The sequence below is a fragment of the Actinomyces bouchesdurhonensis genome (genome assembly GCF_963540955.1).
Classification (GTDB): Bacteria; Actinomycetota; Actinomycetes; order Actinomycetales; family Actinomycetaceae; genus Pauljensenia; species Pauljensenia bouchesdurhonensis.
The window spans coordinates 1-14,384 of record NZ_CAUTSL010000057.1 but is presented as its reverse complement, the minus strand read 5'-3'; the positions used below and the strand labels follow the sequence as shown (position 1 = coordinate 14,384).

The following is a 14,384-nucleotide window of genomic DNA, read 5'->3' as shown; positions in this document are numbered from 1 at the left end:
GGGGGAGGGCCCCTCTCGGGGAAGGGCCCCTCTCGGGGAAGGGCCCCTCTCGGGGGAGGGCCCCTCTCGGAGGAGGGGCCTTCAGAAGAGGAAACCGAAGTCCCTCAAACGGGCTTCGGCCTCGTCGGCACCCGTCCATAGGATGCCTTTGACACCCAACAGTTCGGCGGCACGAACGTTGTCACGACGGTCATCGATGAACGCAACATCCGTAACGGGGACGCCCAGGCGTTGCAAGACATCACGGTAGATGCCGCGCGCGGGCTTACAGATGCCGTAGTCGCAGGAGAATGCAAAAAAGTCGAAGAGGCTGCCCCACTTGGAGCGACGGATGGCCTTCGCGATGGGGTACGGGGCGTTGGAGAGAATGCCGACACGCACGCCCTGGTGGCGTAGGAGGCGCACGAGAGTAAGCGTATGTTCATTCGCATTCGCCATGCGCGATGAATCGAGTGCGACGAGTTCCTTCAGGAGTTCGCGTGAAGGCTCTGGCTGACCACAGTCTCCTGCGATACGATCCCAAAATACTCGATCAGGTAGGCCAGCATCGTAGTCGGCGCGATGCGTCCACATCGCCTGGTCAACGAGAGTGGTCAGACCCCGCGATTCGTCACCGAACATACGGGCGATCGCGGCGGGGTCCGGGTGGGAATCCACGAGGACGCCACCGACATCGAAAAGCACGGTGCGCGAACTGCCTTGGGCGTTCATGCCTTTCGCTCCTTCTGGTACTGCATGGGGCCTACACCGGACCCTTTAGAGTAGTTTAAACGTAATTTCAGCCACAGATGAGCGCGGAAAGTGTATGATTGGAAACATACTCCACGTGATCTGCGGAAACACGCACGAAGTTAACTCAGTGAAGAATAAGATCTGCGATGCGCTGGAGATCATCCTCCCCTGCAAATTCGATGACGATTCGACCCTTCTTCCGGCCCTCCGTAATAGATACACGTGTGTCATATGCGTCAGACAATGCGGTGACGACGCTCTCACCCAGTGGCGACAGGGTTCGCTGCTGACGGGTACGCGGACGAGGCGTGGCCTTTGCTTTTCCCAGCCGGACAAGCTCCTCGGTGGTACGCACGGAAAGTCCTTCCGCGACGATGCGCTCTGCGAGGCGTTCCATTTCTTGGGCTGTCGAAAGTGACAGTAATGCGCGGGCATGGCCCGCTGTAATGACCTGTGCAGCTACCTTCTTTTGAACGGAGGGGGGAAGCTTCAGCAGGCGCAGGGTGTTGGCGATCTGCGGGCGCGAGCGGGCGATTCTCTTGGCGAGTTCTTCCTGAGTCGCACCGAAATCCGCCATGAGCTGTTGATATGCGCTCGCCTCCTCCAGCGGGTTGAGCTGGGCGCGGTGGAGGTTTTCCAGGAGGGCGTCTCGGAGCAGGTCTCCGTCGTCGGTCTCACGAACAATTGCCGGGATCGTTGTCTCGCCTGCAAGTTCGGAGGCGCGCAGGCGGCGCTCGCCCATGATCAGCTCGTAGCGCGCGTCGGGCTTCTCCTGGAGGAACTCCTGGAGCTTCTCGGAACGCCCCGTCGCGGGGATACTGCGAACGACGACGGGCTGGAGAACGCCGACTTCCTTGATGGAGGCCGACAGTTCTTTAAGATCATCCTCGTCGAAGACCTCGCGCGGTTGCTTCGTGTTAGGGACGATCTGGTCGATAGGAATCTCAGCGAAAGAAGCACCCGGCACCGGAAGCAGCTCGTGATCACTCGATGTTTCACGTGAAACATTAGACGAGGAGGCGGGGTTCACCGATGCATCGGCAGCTGTATTGCCGACAGTTGCCCCTCCGAACCCGGTTCCGAGCGAGCTGGACGCCGCCTGAGTCCGCGCGCTGGAGGGACCCAGTGCGGGCATTGCGGGTCGCTTGTGTTTTGACGAGGCCGTGACCCGTTTCGGTTGAAGAAGATCCTTCGCGGAACCTCCACGACCGCGTGCTGCGGGGCCTTCAGGAAAGAAAACGTCGAGCGGGCGCGAAGGAACGGTGGGCGTCGCCTGGGGCGTCTGTTCACCTGCCTGAGGGATAAGAGCTCCAAGTCCACGGCCAAGGCCAGAGTGCTTGCGAGCGCCTTTGCGGCCCTCAGACTTCGGTGTTACATCCGCCATTGCATAACTCCTTCGATTGCGTGCGTTCATTGTTTCACGTGAAACAATGTCATGTGCCCAGCTGTTGAGCGTGTTTCATCACTATATTGCACAAATGATCACATGTTCTAAAGTCAACGTTCTAACCCGCGTAAGCCGACTGTTCAGTTGATTGTTTCACGTGAAACAATCACCTCACTCTCCCGCGGACAGCCGTTGGCACAGTTCGAGGGCCGCCTTACGATAGGCGATCGCACCGACATTACGAGGATCATATGTGATGACTGTTTGAGCGTAGCTCGGTGCTTCAGAAATACGCACCGATCGGGGAATCACCGTGGTAAAGGTCTGTTCAGGGAAATGCGAACGGACCTCACCCTCGACTTCCTCAGACAGTCGAGTCCGTTTGTCCGCCATCGTCAACAACATACCGGATACACGCAGGCCGGGATTCAAGTCCACCCCGATACGTTCAACTGTGTTCCATAGCTGACTAAGGCCTTCAAGCGCGTAGTACTCGGCCTGGATCGGAATCATAACCTCATCAGCGGCCACCATGACGTTGAGGGTAACCAGGCCGAGGGACGGTGGGCAATCGATAAGGACAATATCAATGTTGTCGTGAGTCTCAACGTACTCGCGCAGAGCATCACGGAGACGATATTCACGACGTGGGACCGCAACGAGTTCGATCTCGGCACCCGACAGGTCAATTGTCGCAGGACACACGAGAACTCCGTCGATGTCGGGGCAGGACTGCACGACATCGCCAAGGTCGGCTCCCCCGATGATAACGTCGTACGTTGAGGGTGTTCCGACAGGATGCTCGACTCCTAATGCGCTCGACGCATTGCCCTGCGCATCGGCATCGATGACAAGGATAGATAGACCCCCGAGGGCCAAGCCGACTGCGATGTTCACCGTCGACGTTGTCTTTCCGACACCGCCCTTCTGGTTCGCGACGGCGATGATGCGCGTAGAAGCGGGCTTGGGAAAGTTAGCGCGCTCAAGCATGGCCAAGTCGCGCAAGTTCCGTTCGATCTGAGTGGACAGAGGGGTGTTGTTTGTATCCACGTGACACCTTCCTAGCTACTGCCTCTAGTCTACGGGGCACCGCGAACACTTCTGGCATCGAAAGTCCGTGATGCATGAATAGACACATGATTGGCACCGTTTGACGATGAACGACCGTGGAGTCGTTCTGCAGAATCGATTCTCCTGGCCAATACGGCTACCGAGAATAGTGACGGAATGACACGATGCCTCCAGGAAAACACATCGGATATGTTCTACATCACCTTCGAGAGGTTTCATGAAATACTTCCCTCCGCGCATGATAAAAGGGGTACCACACTTAAGTGTGGTACCCCTTACTAAAGAGTGTTGACTCTACCGTACGCGCGTACAGACCACGACGTAGGTCGACTCGTCCTCCATGATGGAGGGCACTTCGTGAATCTCGGCGCGCAGGTGATGGCGCCGAAGCTCCGCCGATGCTTCCTCAACTTCAATAGGCGCGCGACGACCTTTCAGAGCAACGAGTGATCCGCCTGGTGCGATGAGCTTAGAGGTCATTCGTACAAGCTTGCTCATGTTAGCCACAGCCCGAGCGGTGACTGCGTCGGCTTTGCCTTTACCACGGAGTTCCTCGGCGCGTGCCTGGTGAATGGTCACGTTATCCAGGCCCAGGTTATCGACGACGTCCTCGAGCCACTCGACGCGTCGCGCCATGGGCTCGGCCAGGTGTACGTGCAGGTCGGGACGGCATGCAGCGATTACGATGCCAGGCAATCCCGAGCCAGAACCGACGTCGAGGACCTCTCGCCCTTCACGACGAGGCATAAAGTCGAGGACGGCTGCGGAATTGACGATGTGACGCGACCAAATGCGTTCCATGTCGCGGGGGCCGAGTAGACCGCGCAATTCGCCCTCATCCTCAAGCATGCGCGCGTATTCAGCGACATCGGAAAAAGCGGGACCGAAAAAGTCGCGGACCGCCTGAGTTGGTTCTTCTGGGACGAAGGGGTCGCCAACCTGGCGACCCCTCCCCTTCCCGTTCGGGCTCTCACTCACCGTCGGATTCCTCGGGAAGGATAACGACGCAGCGGTGTGGCTCGGTTCCCTCCGACTCGGAGGTCAGACCTTCGTCGGCGACTACGTCGTGACACACCTTGCGCTCGAAGGGGTTCATGGCATCGAGCTTGACGGGCTGCCCGGAGGCGCGCACGCGGGCGATGGCCTCGCGAGTGATGTCTTGCAGTTCTTCCTTTCGTTCGGCGCGGAAGCCGGCGATGTCAAGCATGAGGCGCGAGCGCTCGCCGGTCTCGGTCTGAACGGCCAGGCGGGTGAGCTCCTGGAGGGCGTCCAGGACTTCGCCGTCCTCGCCGACGAGGCGGTCCAGGGCCTCGGCGTCGTCGGCGACGATTTCGACCGAGGCGCGACCGTTCTCGACGTCGATCTCGATGTCGCCGTCGAGATCGGCAATGTCGAGCAGTTCTTCCAGGTAGTCGGCGGCGAGCTCGCCTTCTTCTTCGAGGCGTGTGAGCTTGCCTGCGTTGTCGTCACTCATGACGTGTCCTCCGTGGTGGGGAATGGGGTCTTGTTGGGGTCCAGGGTACCCGCTTGGGTCACTGGACCGGGAATCTGTCGCCGTCAGCGCTTTTTACTGGAGCGGCGGCGGGCCTTGCGGCGTTCAACGCGGCGGCGCTCAATCTCCTCGGCGCTCAGCGCGCCGTTTGTGCCGTCCTGGTTGCCGGTTGTTTTCTGGGACGAGGCCTTGGTGGCTTGACGCTCGTTTGCGCGGCGTTCGCGCTGCTTCTTTTGCAGCTCGGCGCGCTGGGCGGATGCTTCCTGTTTTGCGACGCGCTGTTCGACGGCGTGAGTTAGGCTTCGCATCCACTGCTCGTCGGGCAGGGTGGTCCACTTCTGGCTGGCGAGGTTGCGGTAGACGGTGATGATTTCGCCGGGGGTCATGGAGGCGGGGAAGTCGGAGGCGACGCGCTGCCTCTTGGCCTTAGCGCGAACCTCGGCGAGGGTACGTTCGTTGAGTTCGCTGACGCGAGGATCGGTGCCGGGGGTACCCAGGGCGGCGCGCTCACGGTCGTAGTTCTGGAAGAAAGGTTTGGCCCATTCCTGGTAGGCGGACTCGCGTGAGGACAGCAGCTCGGCGTAGGCCGGTGAGCCGGGGGTGGGCATGACCTTGATGGTCCAGAGGGACTGGCCGAGAGCCCAGAAGGACGCGGTCACGGTGTAGATGACGACGCCCATCTGGAAGAACGCGCCGGAGAAGATGAACATCAGCGGCATCACGTACATCATGGAGCGCTGCGACTGGGCCATCGGGTTGTCGCCCATGTCGGGCATGTTGCGCGAGAAGGACAGGCGCATGGAGAAGAACTGCAGGGCGACCATGAGGACGATCGCGGCAACGAAGACGGTGACAACGCCGGGCTGGTCGAAAGAATCGCGCAGCGTGTGAGAGAGGCGGACGCCGAAGACGGTGGAGTTGACGATTTCTTCGGATACGGAGGCGGTCAGGGGGCCGAGGTGGTCGGTGGGTTCGCCGCGGTAGATGTAGGTGCCGACGGAGATGGAGGAGACTGCGATGATGGCGCGATACATGCCGAAGAGGACGGGCATCTGTACGAGCATCGGCAGGCAGGAGGCGAAGGGCGAAACCTTGTGCTTGCGTTGGAGGGCCTGGGTCTCTTCCATCATCTTCTGACGGCTGACCTGGTCCTTCTTGCCCTTGTACTTCTCCTGGATCTTGCGCATTTCGGGCTGGATGGCCTGCATGGCGCGCGAGGAGCGGATCTGCTTGAGGAACAGCGGGATGATGGCGATGCGCACCAGGATGGTGAGCAGCACGATGGACAGGACCCACGCCATGCCGGAGCCGGAGGACATTCCGAGCAGCACGAGGAGGTCGTGGATCCAGACCCACACGTAGGAGATCGCCCACGCGAAGGGGTGGAGGATTGCGTCGAACATAGTTTTCGCTTTCGCCGTGGCGCGGGTGCGCCGCTGTTTCGTTGTTCCTTATATTCCCGAGGCCGTGGCCGGTTACTCGGTCAAGTCGTGTTCCGGGTCCAGTCCCATGGGGGCGGGGCGTTCCCAGTTGTCGTGTCCAGCCCAATCCTCGGGTGGGATCCAGGGGTCGGGTTTCCAGCGCCCACGCTCGGGCACGTGGTCCACTCCCCCGTGGCTCCAGGGGTTGCATCGCAGGAGCCGCCAGGAGGCGAGGATGATTCCTTTGATGGGGCCGTGGATGCTGATGGCTTGGAGTGCGTAGGTGGAGCAGCTGGGCGCGTAGCGGCACCTGGGACCCAGCGCCGGGGAGATGTAGCGCTGGTATGCGACGATGGGGGCGGATAGGAGTGCACGTAGCACGCGACTCGCGATGTTCAACGTGCGTCCCATTTTCGCCATGCTCGTTCCATGACGCGATCAAGGTGGTCTGCTAGTTCTTTGGAGGGGATGCCGAGCGCCTTGCGTGAGGCTCGGATGACGATCCTGGTTCCTGATGGCAGATCCGCGATTCTCTCGCGCATGAGGTGTCGCAGCTGCCGCTTGACGCGGTTGCGTCCGTTGGCGCGCTTGATTTCCCGCTTGGGTACGACGAAACCGACGAGGCGGCTGTTGCGTTCCTCGTCGGCTCGGACGTGGACGACGACCAGCGGATCTCCTGCGCGCGCTCCGTGTCGGATCGCGGCGGTGAAGTCCGCTGGGTCAACCATGCGGTGCGCGCGCGGCAGCACCGGGGTGTCTCAGGCGGACAGCTTGGCGCGGCCCTTGCGGCGGCGGGCTGCCAGAATGGCGCGGCCGGCGCGGGTCGACATGCGCAGACGGAAGCCGTGCGTCTTGGAACGACGACGGTTGTTGGGCTGGAAGGTCCGCTTGGTGGTCACGGCAATTCTCCTCGGCGGGGAGTGGTTTCCCACTCGTTTTCGGTTGGGCTATCGGCCCACCTGGGCGCGGTAGCGGGGACACGCGCCCGAAATGGGCGCAAACAAGTTCCAAGACTAAGCGGATGGGCGCTGCTAGTCAACGCGGAGGGTTACTCACCGCGTCACACACAGTATCCACAGCTGTGCAAATCGCTGTTGAAGAATGTCGTCCACCGTTGTGGACGACGACGGTTATCCACAGGCTGTGTGTCATTTTTCTTTCCGCGGCCTTCCGCCGACCCACACTTGTAACTACAAATGTGTGATTCTGTGATAGTTCTCCACAGGTTCATCCCCAGTCTGTGCATAAGCATGTGTGCGGGCTACACTGCTGGGATGTACGAGCGTCACGCACATCACCAGCATGTCGTGACCGAACTCACCGTTATATTGTCCGGAGGTTACCGTGGAGTCGGATTCCCTCACACGTGCGTGGGCTGCCGCCCTCGAAGCAGTCCCCACAGACGAGCTGGGTCCCGTCGCCACATCGATGCTGCGCTCGGCGCGCCCCCTCGGCGACATTGAGGGAACGATTCTCCTGGCCGTTCCCAACGGCTTCACGAAGCAGTGGATCGAAGATAAGGCTCAGTCCAAACTCACCGCTGCGCTCTCAGTTAACCTGGGGCGCGCCGTGAGGATTGCCATCACGGTCGACCCCTCCCTCGAACTCGTCACCGCACAAGAGGAACAAGAAGAGCCGACCGCTCCCACAGCCGCCGCGCACGCCCCGGCCTCGTCCCCAAAGAAAAAAGAGGCCAGCTCACCCGCCCCCGTGGCGTCCACAGTGGACGTGGGACCCACGCACTTGAACCCGAAGTTTACCTTCGACACATTCGTTATCGGCCCCTCGAACCGTTTCGCGCACGCCGCTGCACTAGCGGCATCGGAAAGCCCGGGAACGGCGTTCAATCCCCTCTTTATCTACGGGGACTCCGGACTTGGCAAGACCCACCTTCTCCAGGCAATCGGACATAACGCACTGTCGATGATGCCTCACCTGAAGGTCCGCTACGTCAACTCCGAGGAATTCACGAACGAGTTCATCAACGCGATTCGCCTGAACAAGACAGATAATTCGCAGGTCGAAGCCTTCCATCGCCGCTACCGCGAACTCGACATACTCCTCATCGATGACATCCAATTCATCGGCAACAAGGAGCAGACGGTTGAAGGTTTCTTCCACACCTTCAACGCGCTGCACAGCGCCAACAAGCAGATCGTTTTAACCTCAGACCTGCCTCCCGCCCAGCTCACAGGTTTCGAGGACCGCATGCGTTCACGCTTCTCCTCCGGCCTGCTCGTGGACGTTCAGCCGCCGGATCTGGAAACACGCATCGCGATCCTGCACAAGAAAGCTGACGCCGAGGGCCTCGAAGTAACCCCCGAGGTTTTCGAGTACGTCGCCTCACGCATTTCCTCCAACATCCGTGAGCTGGAGGGCGCGCTCGTGCGCATCGGCGCATGGGCCTCCCTCTATAAGGAACGTATCGACTTAAATCTCGCGCAGATGATGCTCAAGGACTTCGTATCTAACCCCGACGACAACGAGATCACCGTCAGCCTCATCATGAGCCAATGTGCCGTCTACTTCGGCGTGACCATCGAACAGATGGGTTCCTCCGAGCGTAGCCACAACGTGGTCGAAGCACGCCAGATCGCTATGTACCTGTGTCGCGAACTCACCGACCTGTCACTACCCAAGATTGGTCAGGCCTTCGGACGTGACCACACGACGGTCATGCACGCGAACAAGAAGATCTCCAAGCTCATGAAAGAAAAACGCGAGACCTTCAACCACGTGTCGGAGCTTACAAACCGTATCAAACAGAAGGCGCGAGAGTCATAAAATACGCGTGATTGCTGGCAAAAGTTGACGCCCGCGCGGGATCCACAGGAACTGTGCACAACACGTGTACGACGGGTCCATCGCTGTGGAGAAAACGAGGCCATCTGTGGATGTTGAAAACTTGTCCTTCGATTCGTCCACATGTCCACGTGGGCGATCCACAGTTTCGTCCCAGAGTTACAGCACAGTAATTTCCTTGATATAGCAACGAAAAATCAAGTTATTCACAGAATTCACAGCCCTTATGATGGAGGGAGGAACGAATAACAAAATTTTTTTCACAAACCTCCGCACAACAACGCCGCGTTAGCGCCACGGCGAAGGCGAGTTCCGCGCCTAAGTCGTACCCCACATGGGCACACTTGTGGGTAAAGTAGTGTTCGTTCCGTTATGTGTTTTGGAGGCAGCAATGAAGTTCACCGTCGCCCGCGATGTTCTGGCCGAAGCCGTGTCGTGGACCGCGCGAGCGCTCCCCGTGCGCCCGGCGTCACCGATTCTGGCTGGCGTACGCATCAAGGCAGAGGGCGACGAGCTGACCCTGTCCTCTTTCGACTACGAGGTCTCCGCTAATTCACAGATCCCCGCCACCGTTGACGAAGCCGGCGAGGTCTTGGTCTCCGGTCGCCTCCTGGCAGATATTTCTAAGTCGCTGCCCTCCAAGCCTGTGTCCGTTGAGCTTGACGGGCAGAAAGTCACCCTGGTGTGTGGCTCCTCACATTTCACGCTGGCCGTCATGCCGCTCGACGAATATCCACTGCTGCCCGCTCAGCCGACGGGCATCGGCGCGATCGATTCCTCCACGCTCTCACAGGCGGTCTCTCAGGTGTCGATTGCCGCGTCGCGCGACGACACCCTGCCCCTGTTGACAGGTGTCCGCATCGAAATCAACGGCCCTGCCATTACGCTGCTGGCAACCGACCGCTACCGCCTGGCCATGCGTGAGCTCGACTGGGAGCCCACCGACACCTCCATCGAAGAGGTCGCCCTTGTCAAGGCCCGCATCCTCCAGGACGTCGCCAAGTCCATGACCTCGGGTGCCAAGGTCGAGGTTGGCCTGTCCAGCGAATCTCAGCCCGGCGCCTCGTCCCTCATCGGCTTCACTGCCCAGGGACGGCGCACCACCTCGACCCTCATGGACGGCGACTACCCCGCCGTGCGTCGCCTCTTCCCCGAATCCACGCCGATCCAGGCCGTCGTCGACCGCCACGCCCTGCTCGAGGCCGTCAAGCGCATGTCGCTGGTCGCCGAGCGCAAGACCTCCGTGCGCCTGGCCTTCACCGACGGTCAGCTGGTGCTCGAAGCCGGCCAGGGCGACAACGCTCAGGCCTCCGAAGCCATCGAGGCGACCCTGCACGGCGACGACATTTCCACGGCGTTTAATCCGCAGTTCCTCATCGACGGCCTGCAGGTCCTGGACACCGACTACGTGCGCTTCGGCTTCACGCACCCCACGAAGCCGGCCGTCATCACCGGCCAGAAGAAGCCCGACCAGGGCGAGGTCACGCAGTTCCGCTACCTGCTGATGCCCATCCGCTTCGGCATCTGACGTGCGCGTCTCCCACCTGGCCCTCGACGACTTCCGCTCCTGGAAGCACGGGGTCGTCGAGCTGCCAGCAGGACCCACGGTCCTGGTGGGCGCAAACGGCCAGGGCAAGACCAACCTCGTCGAGGCGCTCGCCTACCTGTCCACGTTCTCCTCGCACAGGGTCGGCGCGGAAGGCGCGCTCGTGCGCATCCCCATCGACGAGGCCGAGGCCGCCCCGGGCGGCGCCGTCATCCGCGCGCGGGTTGTGGCCTCGGGCCGTGAGCAGGTCATCGAGCTGGAGATAGTACGCGGCAAAGCTAATCGCGCGCGCATCAACCGCGCGCAAGTCAGGCCCCGCGACATCCTAGGTATCGTGCGCACGGTCGTGTTCGCACCCGAGGACCTGTCGCTCGTGCGCGGCGACCCGTCGGTGCGCCGTTCTTTCCTGGACGATCTGGCCACGCAACTGTTTCCCATTCACGCGTCCACTCGAGCGGATTTCGACCGCGTCGCCCGACAGCGCGCGGCCCTCATGAAGGCCGCCCAGGCCTCGATCCGGCGCGGCCTCTCCCCCGACCTGTCAACGCTGGAGGTGTGGGACCAGCAATTTGCTGCGCTCTCCGCCCGCATCACGGCCACGCGCGCGACCATCGCTCAATCACTGATGGAGCCGGCAGCGCGCTCCTATGACGACGTCGCCGACTCGCCTCGTCGCTTGCGCCTCGCTTTCGATGCTTCTGTCGACCGCGTCATCGGCACCGATCCCGAGCGCCCCGCCAGCTCCGACCTCACCGACGTGGATGCACAGACGCAGCGCATGCACGCCGCGTTGAGGGTCGTACGCGAAAAGGAAACCGAGCGTGGCATCAACCTGGTGGGTGCCCATCGAGACGATCTCACCCTCGGCCTCGGCGGGATGCCCGTCAAGGGATACGCCTCCCATGGTGAATCCTGGTCTGTGGCCCTCGCCTTGCGCCTCGGGGCCTTCGAGCTCCTCGGCGAGGACGGCGACACCCCAATCCTCATCCTCGACGACGTCTTCGCCGAGCTAGACTCCTCGCGCCGGGCGGGACTGGCCGCCCTGACCTCTAAGGCCGAACAGATCATCGTCACCTGCGCGGTCGCCGAAGACCTGCCGCCTTCCCTCGACCACCATGCCCTCCACGTGCGCCTCGACCCGAAACGCGGCACTTTCATTGACGAGGCGGACCATGAGTGAGCGCAACAATACGCCCGTCGCGTCGCTAACACCCGCCGGCGCCGGGCGCCCCGACAATGAGGACGTCTATTCTCGACCACCAGGCGAGGACGCCGACGCCGACGAGTTCGCTGTCCGTGCCCTCGAACGCGCCCAACGCGTCGCCCGCAACCACGGTTTCATTCGCTCTACCCTACCCTCGTGGGGTCTCGACGAGACGCGCCCCAGGCGCAGCCTCGACGGATCCAGCGAATATACGGCCATCGAAATCGACGGACTCGGTCGCCTCGCAGGAGACTCACACGACGCTCAGGAGCGCGCAGCCACGCGATCCGCTGCCTATCGTCGCTACGCAGGACCGACCCCGGCCTCATCCACTGACGAGGACCCCGACGGGGACCTCACGGCGCTGCGCCAAGCCCTCGAGGACACCGGTACCTCATGGAGCCGCTCCCCCGGCATGGCCGCCATGCGCCCACGCTACCAGCGGGCCAACTCGCTGGGAGCGATCCTCGCGCGTACCATCAGCGCTCGATCGTGGGATACACCCACCAAAATGGGTTCCGTCATGGCGAAATGGCGAGACATCGTGGGACCCTATAACGCCGATCATACGCATGTCGAAACCTTCGAAGGCCACAAGCTCGTCGTGCGCGCTGAAACAACCGGTTGGGCCAAACAGCTCCAGCTACTGCTTCCCACCATCGAGCGGCGTATCGCCGAGGAAGTCGGCGCCGGCGTCGTCGAACAGGTCATCATCCTCGGTCCTGTCGCGCCCTCGTGGAAGAAGGGACCCTACGTCGTGAGAGGACGAGGTCCTCGCGAGGACTACGGTTAGGCACCCAGAGGCAGTGTCCTCAACGTATTTAGCCATATTGGTCAGGTTTTGTTAGTCTTCAATCTGTAGTCCGAGGACGAGGAGTAACGATGACGAATCCCTACGGTCCGCCAGTGCAGCGCACGAGCGGGGCACGCGTGGGTGACGACACCAGTAAGCCGACGCAGGCCGATAGCATGCCCCAAGGACGCGGTCGCGGCCGCCAGGCGGCGGCTTTTAAACCCGAACAGTCCGGGTCCGGGTGGATCGCCCCGGCCTCGTCCAATGACTCTGAGACGACTCAACTGAAGCGCGCAGTCAGTGCCATCGTCGCCGTTGTAGTCGTCGCCTTGCTCGTCTCCTGCGCTTTCGCGACGTTCGGTCCCGGAGGACTCCTTGCCGACGGCACTCACCCGTCCTCGACCACGCCGACACCCCTGGCAACCGGCAACGGCGATCAATACTCGACTCAGTACCTCGATGGAAAGTTCACTATCACGACGACGACAATCAAGCAGGGACCAGTCGATAAAAAAGGCTCAGAAACCCTCCTCGTGACCTACACTCTCGTCAACAACACCGCGATCACGCAGCGTGTCCGACTCGCTCTTCCCAAATTAATCCAGAAGGGGACGGAGCTTCCCGATGCAGAGTTCGAATCGGATCAGGAACCCGAGGGAGTGAACGATTGGAAATACGAGATCGAGTCCGGTGAAACGATGACCTTGACGTATGCATACAGATACGCATACCCTGGCGAACCAGTCACCTTCGAGCGGTGGTACACCATGAAGGAGGACCCGAACGCACCACTGTGGCAGGCCTCGCCCGACGACGAGAATGAGGAAGCAGACAACGAAACGTGGGTCTGGCACCCGTACTGATCCGGCAATCCAGTGCAACAACGAAGGAAACAACGTGAGCTATCCAGTCACCAATCCGAGTGCTCCTCGGCAGGGACGAAAAAACTCCATCCTGGCCGTCGTCTTGATCATCCCCCTCGTGCTCGCCCTTGCCGTGGGAATTGGTGTTGGGGTCCTGATGAATCGACCTGGCGGTAATTTAGAGTCGTCAAGCGAGCCATGGGAAGAGAAGACAATTCAAGCGGACCACTACTCAGCTGACGTACTGGATGGTAAGTTCCATATTGAGTCGACCTCACTCACACGTGGACCCGTCGATCAAGACGGGGCGGACACCCTGTTGGTCACCCTGACAATGACCAACAATACCGACGACCCTGAATTTGTCATGCTCCATATTCCACGACTGTTCCAAAACGGAATCGACCTCGATCTAGCTAACCTCGACCCCAACGAGCACCCCGACATCGTCTCGGAAATGAACGATGACATGATCAGGCCTGGCGACACCACGACGATCGTGGTCGGCTACAAGTACCTAAAGGTCGGCGAGCCAGTTGTTTTCGCCACGGAACTTTCCGAAGGCGAACACTACTACGACTTCCCGAACATCGTCGTCCAACCGTCCTGATCGCGCGCCTTCCCTCTGACCTTCACGAACGCGTCTTCGTTGCCTTCTCATGACCAACGAGCGACGCTCGACGCGAGGCGAGACAGAGGAACGGGTGAAGGCTCATCATCTTCTTGACCGGTCAAATAATGTCACAACCACTCCACATTTCGATCTTGTTTTGCTACGCTTCCAGATACCATCCCGCACAACAGTGCGTTTTCTATGAGGAGTCATAATGAGTAACCCTTACGCTCCCGAGGGCCAGGATTCCTGGAACCCGGGAAATGACCAGGGCGGCCAACCCGATCCAACGCAGCCCTACGGCCAGGGTGACCCTAACGCTGCCAACGCGCAGACCCAGCAGTTCTCGGCTGGTTATGGGGATCAGACCCAGCAGTTCTCGGCTGGTTATGGGGATCAGACTGGGCAGTTCTCGGCTGGTTATGGGGATCAGACTGGGCAGTTCTCGGCTGGTTATGGG

The 14,384-nt window shown here is 60.8% G+C and carries 15 protein-coding genes and 1 pseudogene; 7 read left to right on the top strand and 9 right to left on the bottom strand.

The annotated features are described in order from the left end of the window. Positions 1 to 81 precede the first annotated feature (81 nt). From RYL44_RS08710 to rpmH, 9 genes are all read right to left on the bottom strand, one after another. Entirely contained in the window at positions 82 to 711 is a 630-nt protein-coding gene (locus tag RYL44_RS08710) for an HAD family hydrolase (RefSeq protein ID WP_073983744.1), read from the bottom strand. Between the two features lie 145 nt (positions 712 to 856). Further along, positions 857 to 2,116 (bottom strand): ParB/RepB/Spo0J family partition protein, encoded by a 1,260-nt coding sequence (locus tag RYL44_RS08705; protein WP_073983745.1) that lies wholly within the window; start codon positions 2,114 to 2,116, stop codon positions 857 to 859. Between the two features lie 174 nt (positions 2,117 to 2,290). Further along, complete coding sequence (locus RYL44_RS08700; RefSeq protein ID WP_314975729.1) at positions 2,291 to 3,169, bottom strand: ParA family protein; 879 nt, start codon at positions 3,167 to 3,169, stop codon at positions 2,291 to 2,293. A gap of 315 nt (positions 3,170 to 3,484) precedes the next feature. Further along, the gene (rsmG, locus tag RYL44_RS08695; RefSeq protein WP_073983747.1) at positions 3,485 to 4,168 is read right to left on the bottom strand and encodes a 16S rRNA (guanine(527)-N(7))-methyltransferase RsmG; all 684 of its coding nucleotides are present in this window, start codon (positions 4,166 to 4,168) and stop codon (positions 3,485 to 3,487) included. Beyond that, positions 4,161 to 4,664 carry a Jag family protein gene (locus RYL44_RS08690; RefSeq protein WP_276741064.1) on the bottom strand — a complete coding sequence of 168 codons (504 nt, stop codon included), beginning with the start codon at positions 4,662 to 4,664 and terminating at the stop codon, positions 4,161 to 4,163. Before RYL44_RS08690 ends, rsmG begins: the two co-directional genes overlap by 8 nt. 83 nt (positions 4,665 to 4,747) lie before the next feature. Further along, entirely contained in the window at positions 4,748 to 6,085 is a 1,338-nt protein-coding gene (gene yidC, locus RYL44_RS08685) for a membrane protein insertase YidC (protein ID WP_314975728.1), read from the bottom strand. Positions 6,086 to 6,157: 72 nt separating this feature from the next. After that, complete coding sequence (gene yidD, locus RYL44_RS08680; protein WP_390883817.1) at positions 6,158 to 6,523, bottom strand: membrane protein insertion efficiency factor YidD; 366 nt, start codon at positions 6,521 to 6,523, stop codon at positions 6,158 to 6,160. Beyond that, positions 6,499 to 6,852: a ribonuclease P protein component gene (gene rnpA, locus RYL44_RS08675; RefSeq protein ID WP_314769929.1), complete on the bottom strand. Its 354-nt coding sequence runs from the start codon at positions 6,850 to 6,852 to the stop codon at positions 6,499 to 6,501. The genes yidD and rnpA overlap by 25 nt, the downstream gene beginning before the upstream one ends. A gap of 9 nt (positions 6,853 to 6,861) precedes the next feature. Next, complete coding sequence (gene rpmH, locus RYL44_RS08670; protein WP_003791379.1) at positions 6,862 to 7,002, bottom strand: 50S ribosomal protein L34; 141 nt, start codon at positions 7,000 to 7,002, stop codon at positions 6,862 to 6,864. Between the two features lie 445 nt (positions 7,003 to 7,447). Here rpmH and dnaA point away from each other — a divergent pair, with 445 nt between their 5' ends. The 7 genes and pseudogenes from dnaA to RYL44_RS08635 all read left to right on the top strand — a co-directional run. Beyond that, on the top strand, positions 7,448 to 8,887 hold the full coding sequence (gene dnaA / locus RYL44_RS08665; protein ID WP_314975727.1) for a chromosomal replication initiator protein DnaA: 1,440 nt from the start codon (positions 7,448 to 7,450) through the stop codon (positions 8,885 to 8,887). 409 nt (positions 8,888 to 9,296) lie between these two features. Beyond that, positions 9,297 to 10,433, top strand: coding sequence for a DNA polymerase III subunit beta (gene dnaN, locus RYL44_RS08660; protein ID WP_314975726.1), 1,137 nt, complete (start codon positions 9,297 to 9,299; stop codon positions 10,431 to 10,433). 1 nt (position 10,434) lies between these two features. Next, positions 10,435 to 11,631 (top strand): DNA replication/repair protein RecF, encoded by a 1,197-nt coding sequence (gene recF, locus RYL44_RS08655; RefSeq protein ID WP_314975725.1) that lies wholly within the window; start codon positions 10,435 to 10,437, stop codon positions 11,629 to 11,631. Further along, complete coding sequence (locus tag RYL44_RS08650) at positions 11,624 to 12,448, top strand: DciA family protein (protein WP_314975724.1); 825 nt, start codon at positions 11,624 to 11,626, stop codon at positions 12,446 to 12,448. The genes recF and RYL44_RS08650 overlap by 8 nt, the downstream gene beginning before the upstream one ends. A gap of 89 nt (positions 12,449 to 12,537) precedes the next feature. Further along, complete coding sequence (locus tag RYL44_RS08645; RefSeq protein ID WP_314975723.1) at positions 12,538 to 13,311, top strand: DUF5067 domain-containing protein; 774 nt, start codon at positions 12,538 to 12,540, stop codon at positions 13,309 to 13,311. A gap of 34 nt (positions 13,312 to 13,345) precedes the next feature. Then, on the top strand, positions 13,346 to 13,921 hold the full coding sequence (locus RYL44_RS08640) for a DUF5067 domain-containing protein (RefSeq protein ID WP_314975722.1): 576 nt from the start codon (positions 13,346 to 13,348) through the stop codon (positions 13,919 to 13,921). A gap of 217 nt (positions 13,922 to 14,138) precedes the next feature. Next, positions 14,139 to 14,384, top strand: a pseudogene (locus RYL44_RS08635) (hypothetical protein); the annotation flags it as partial.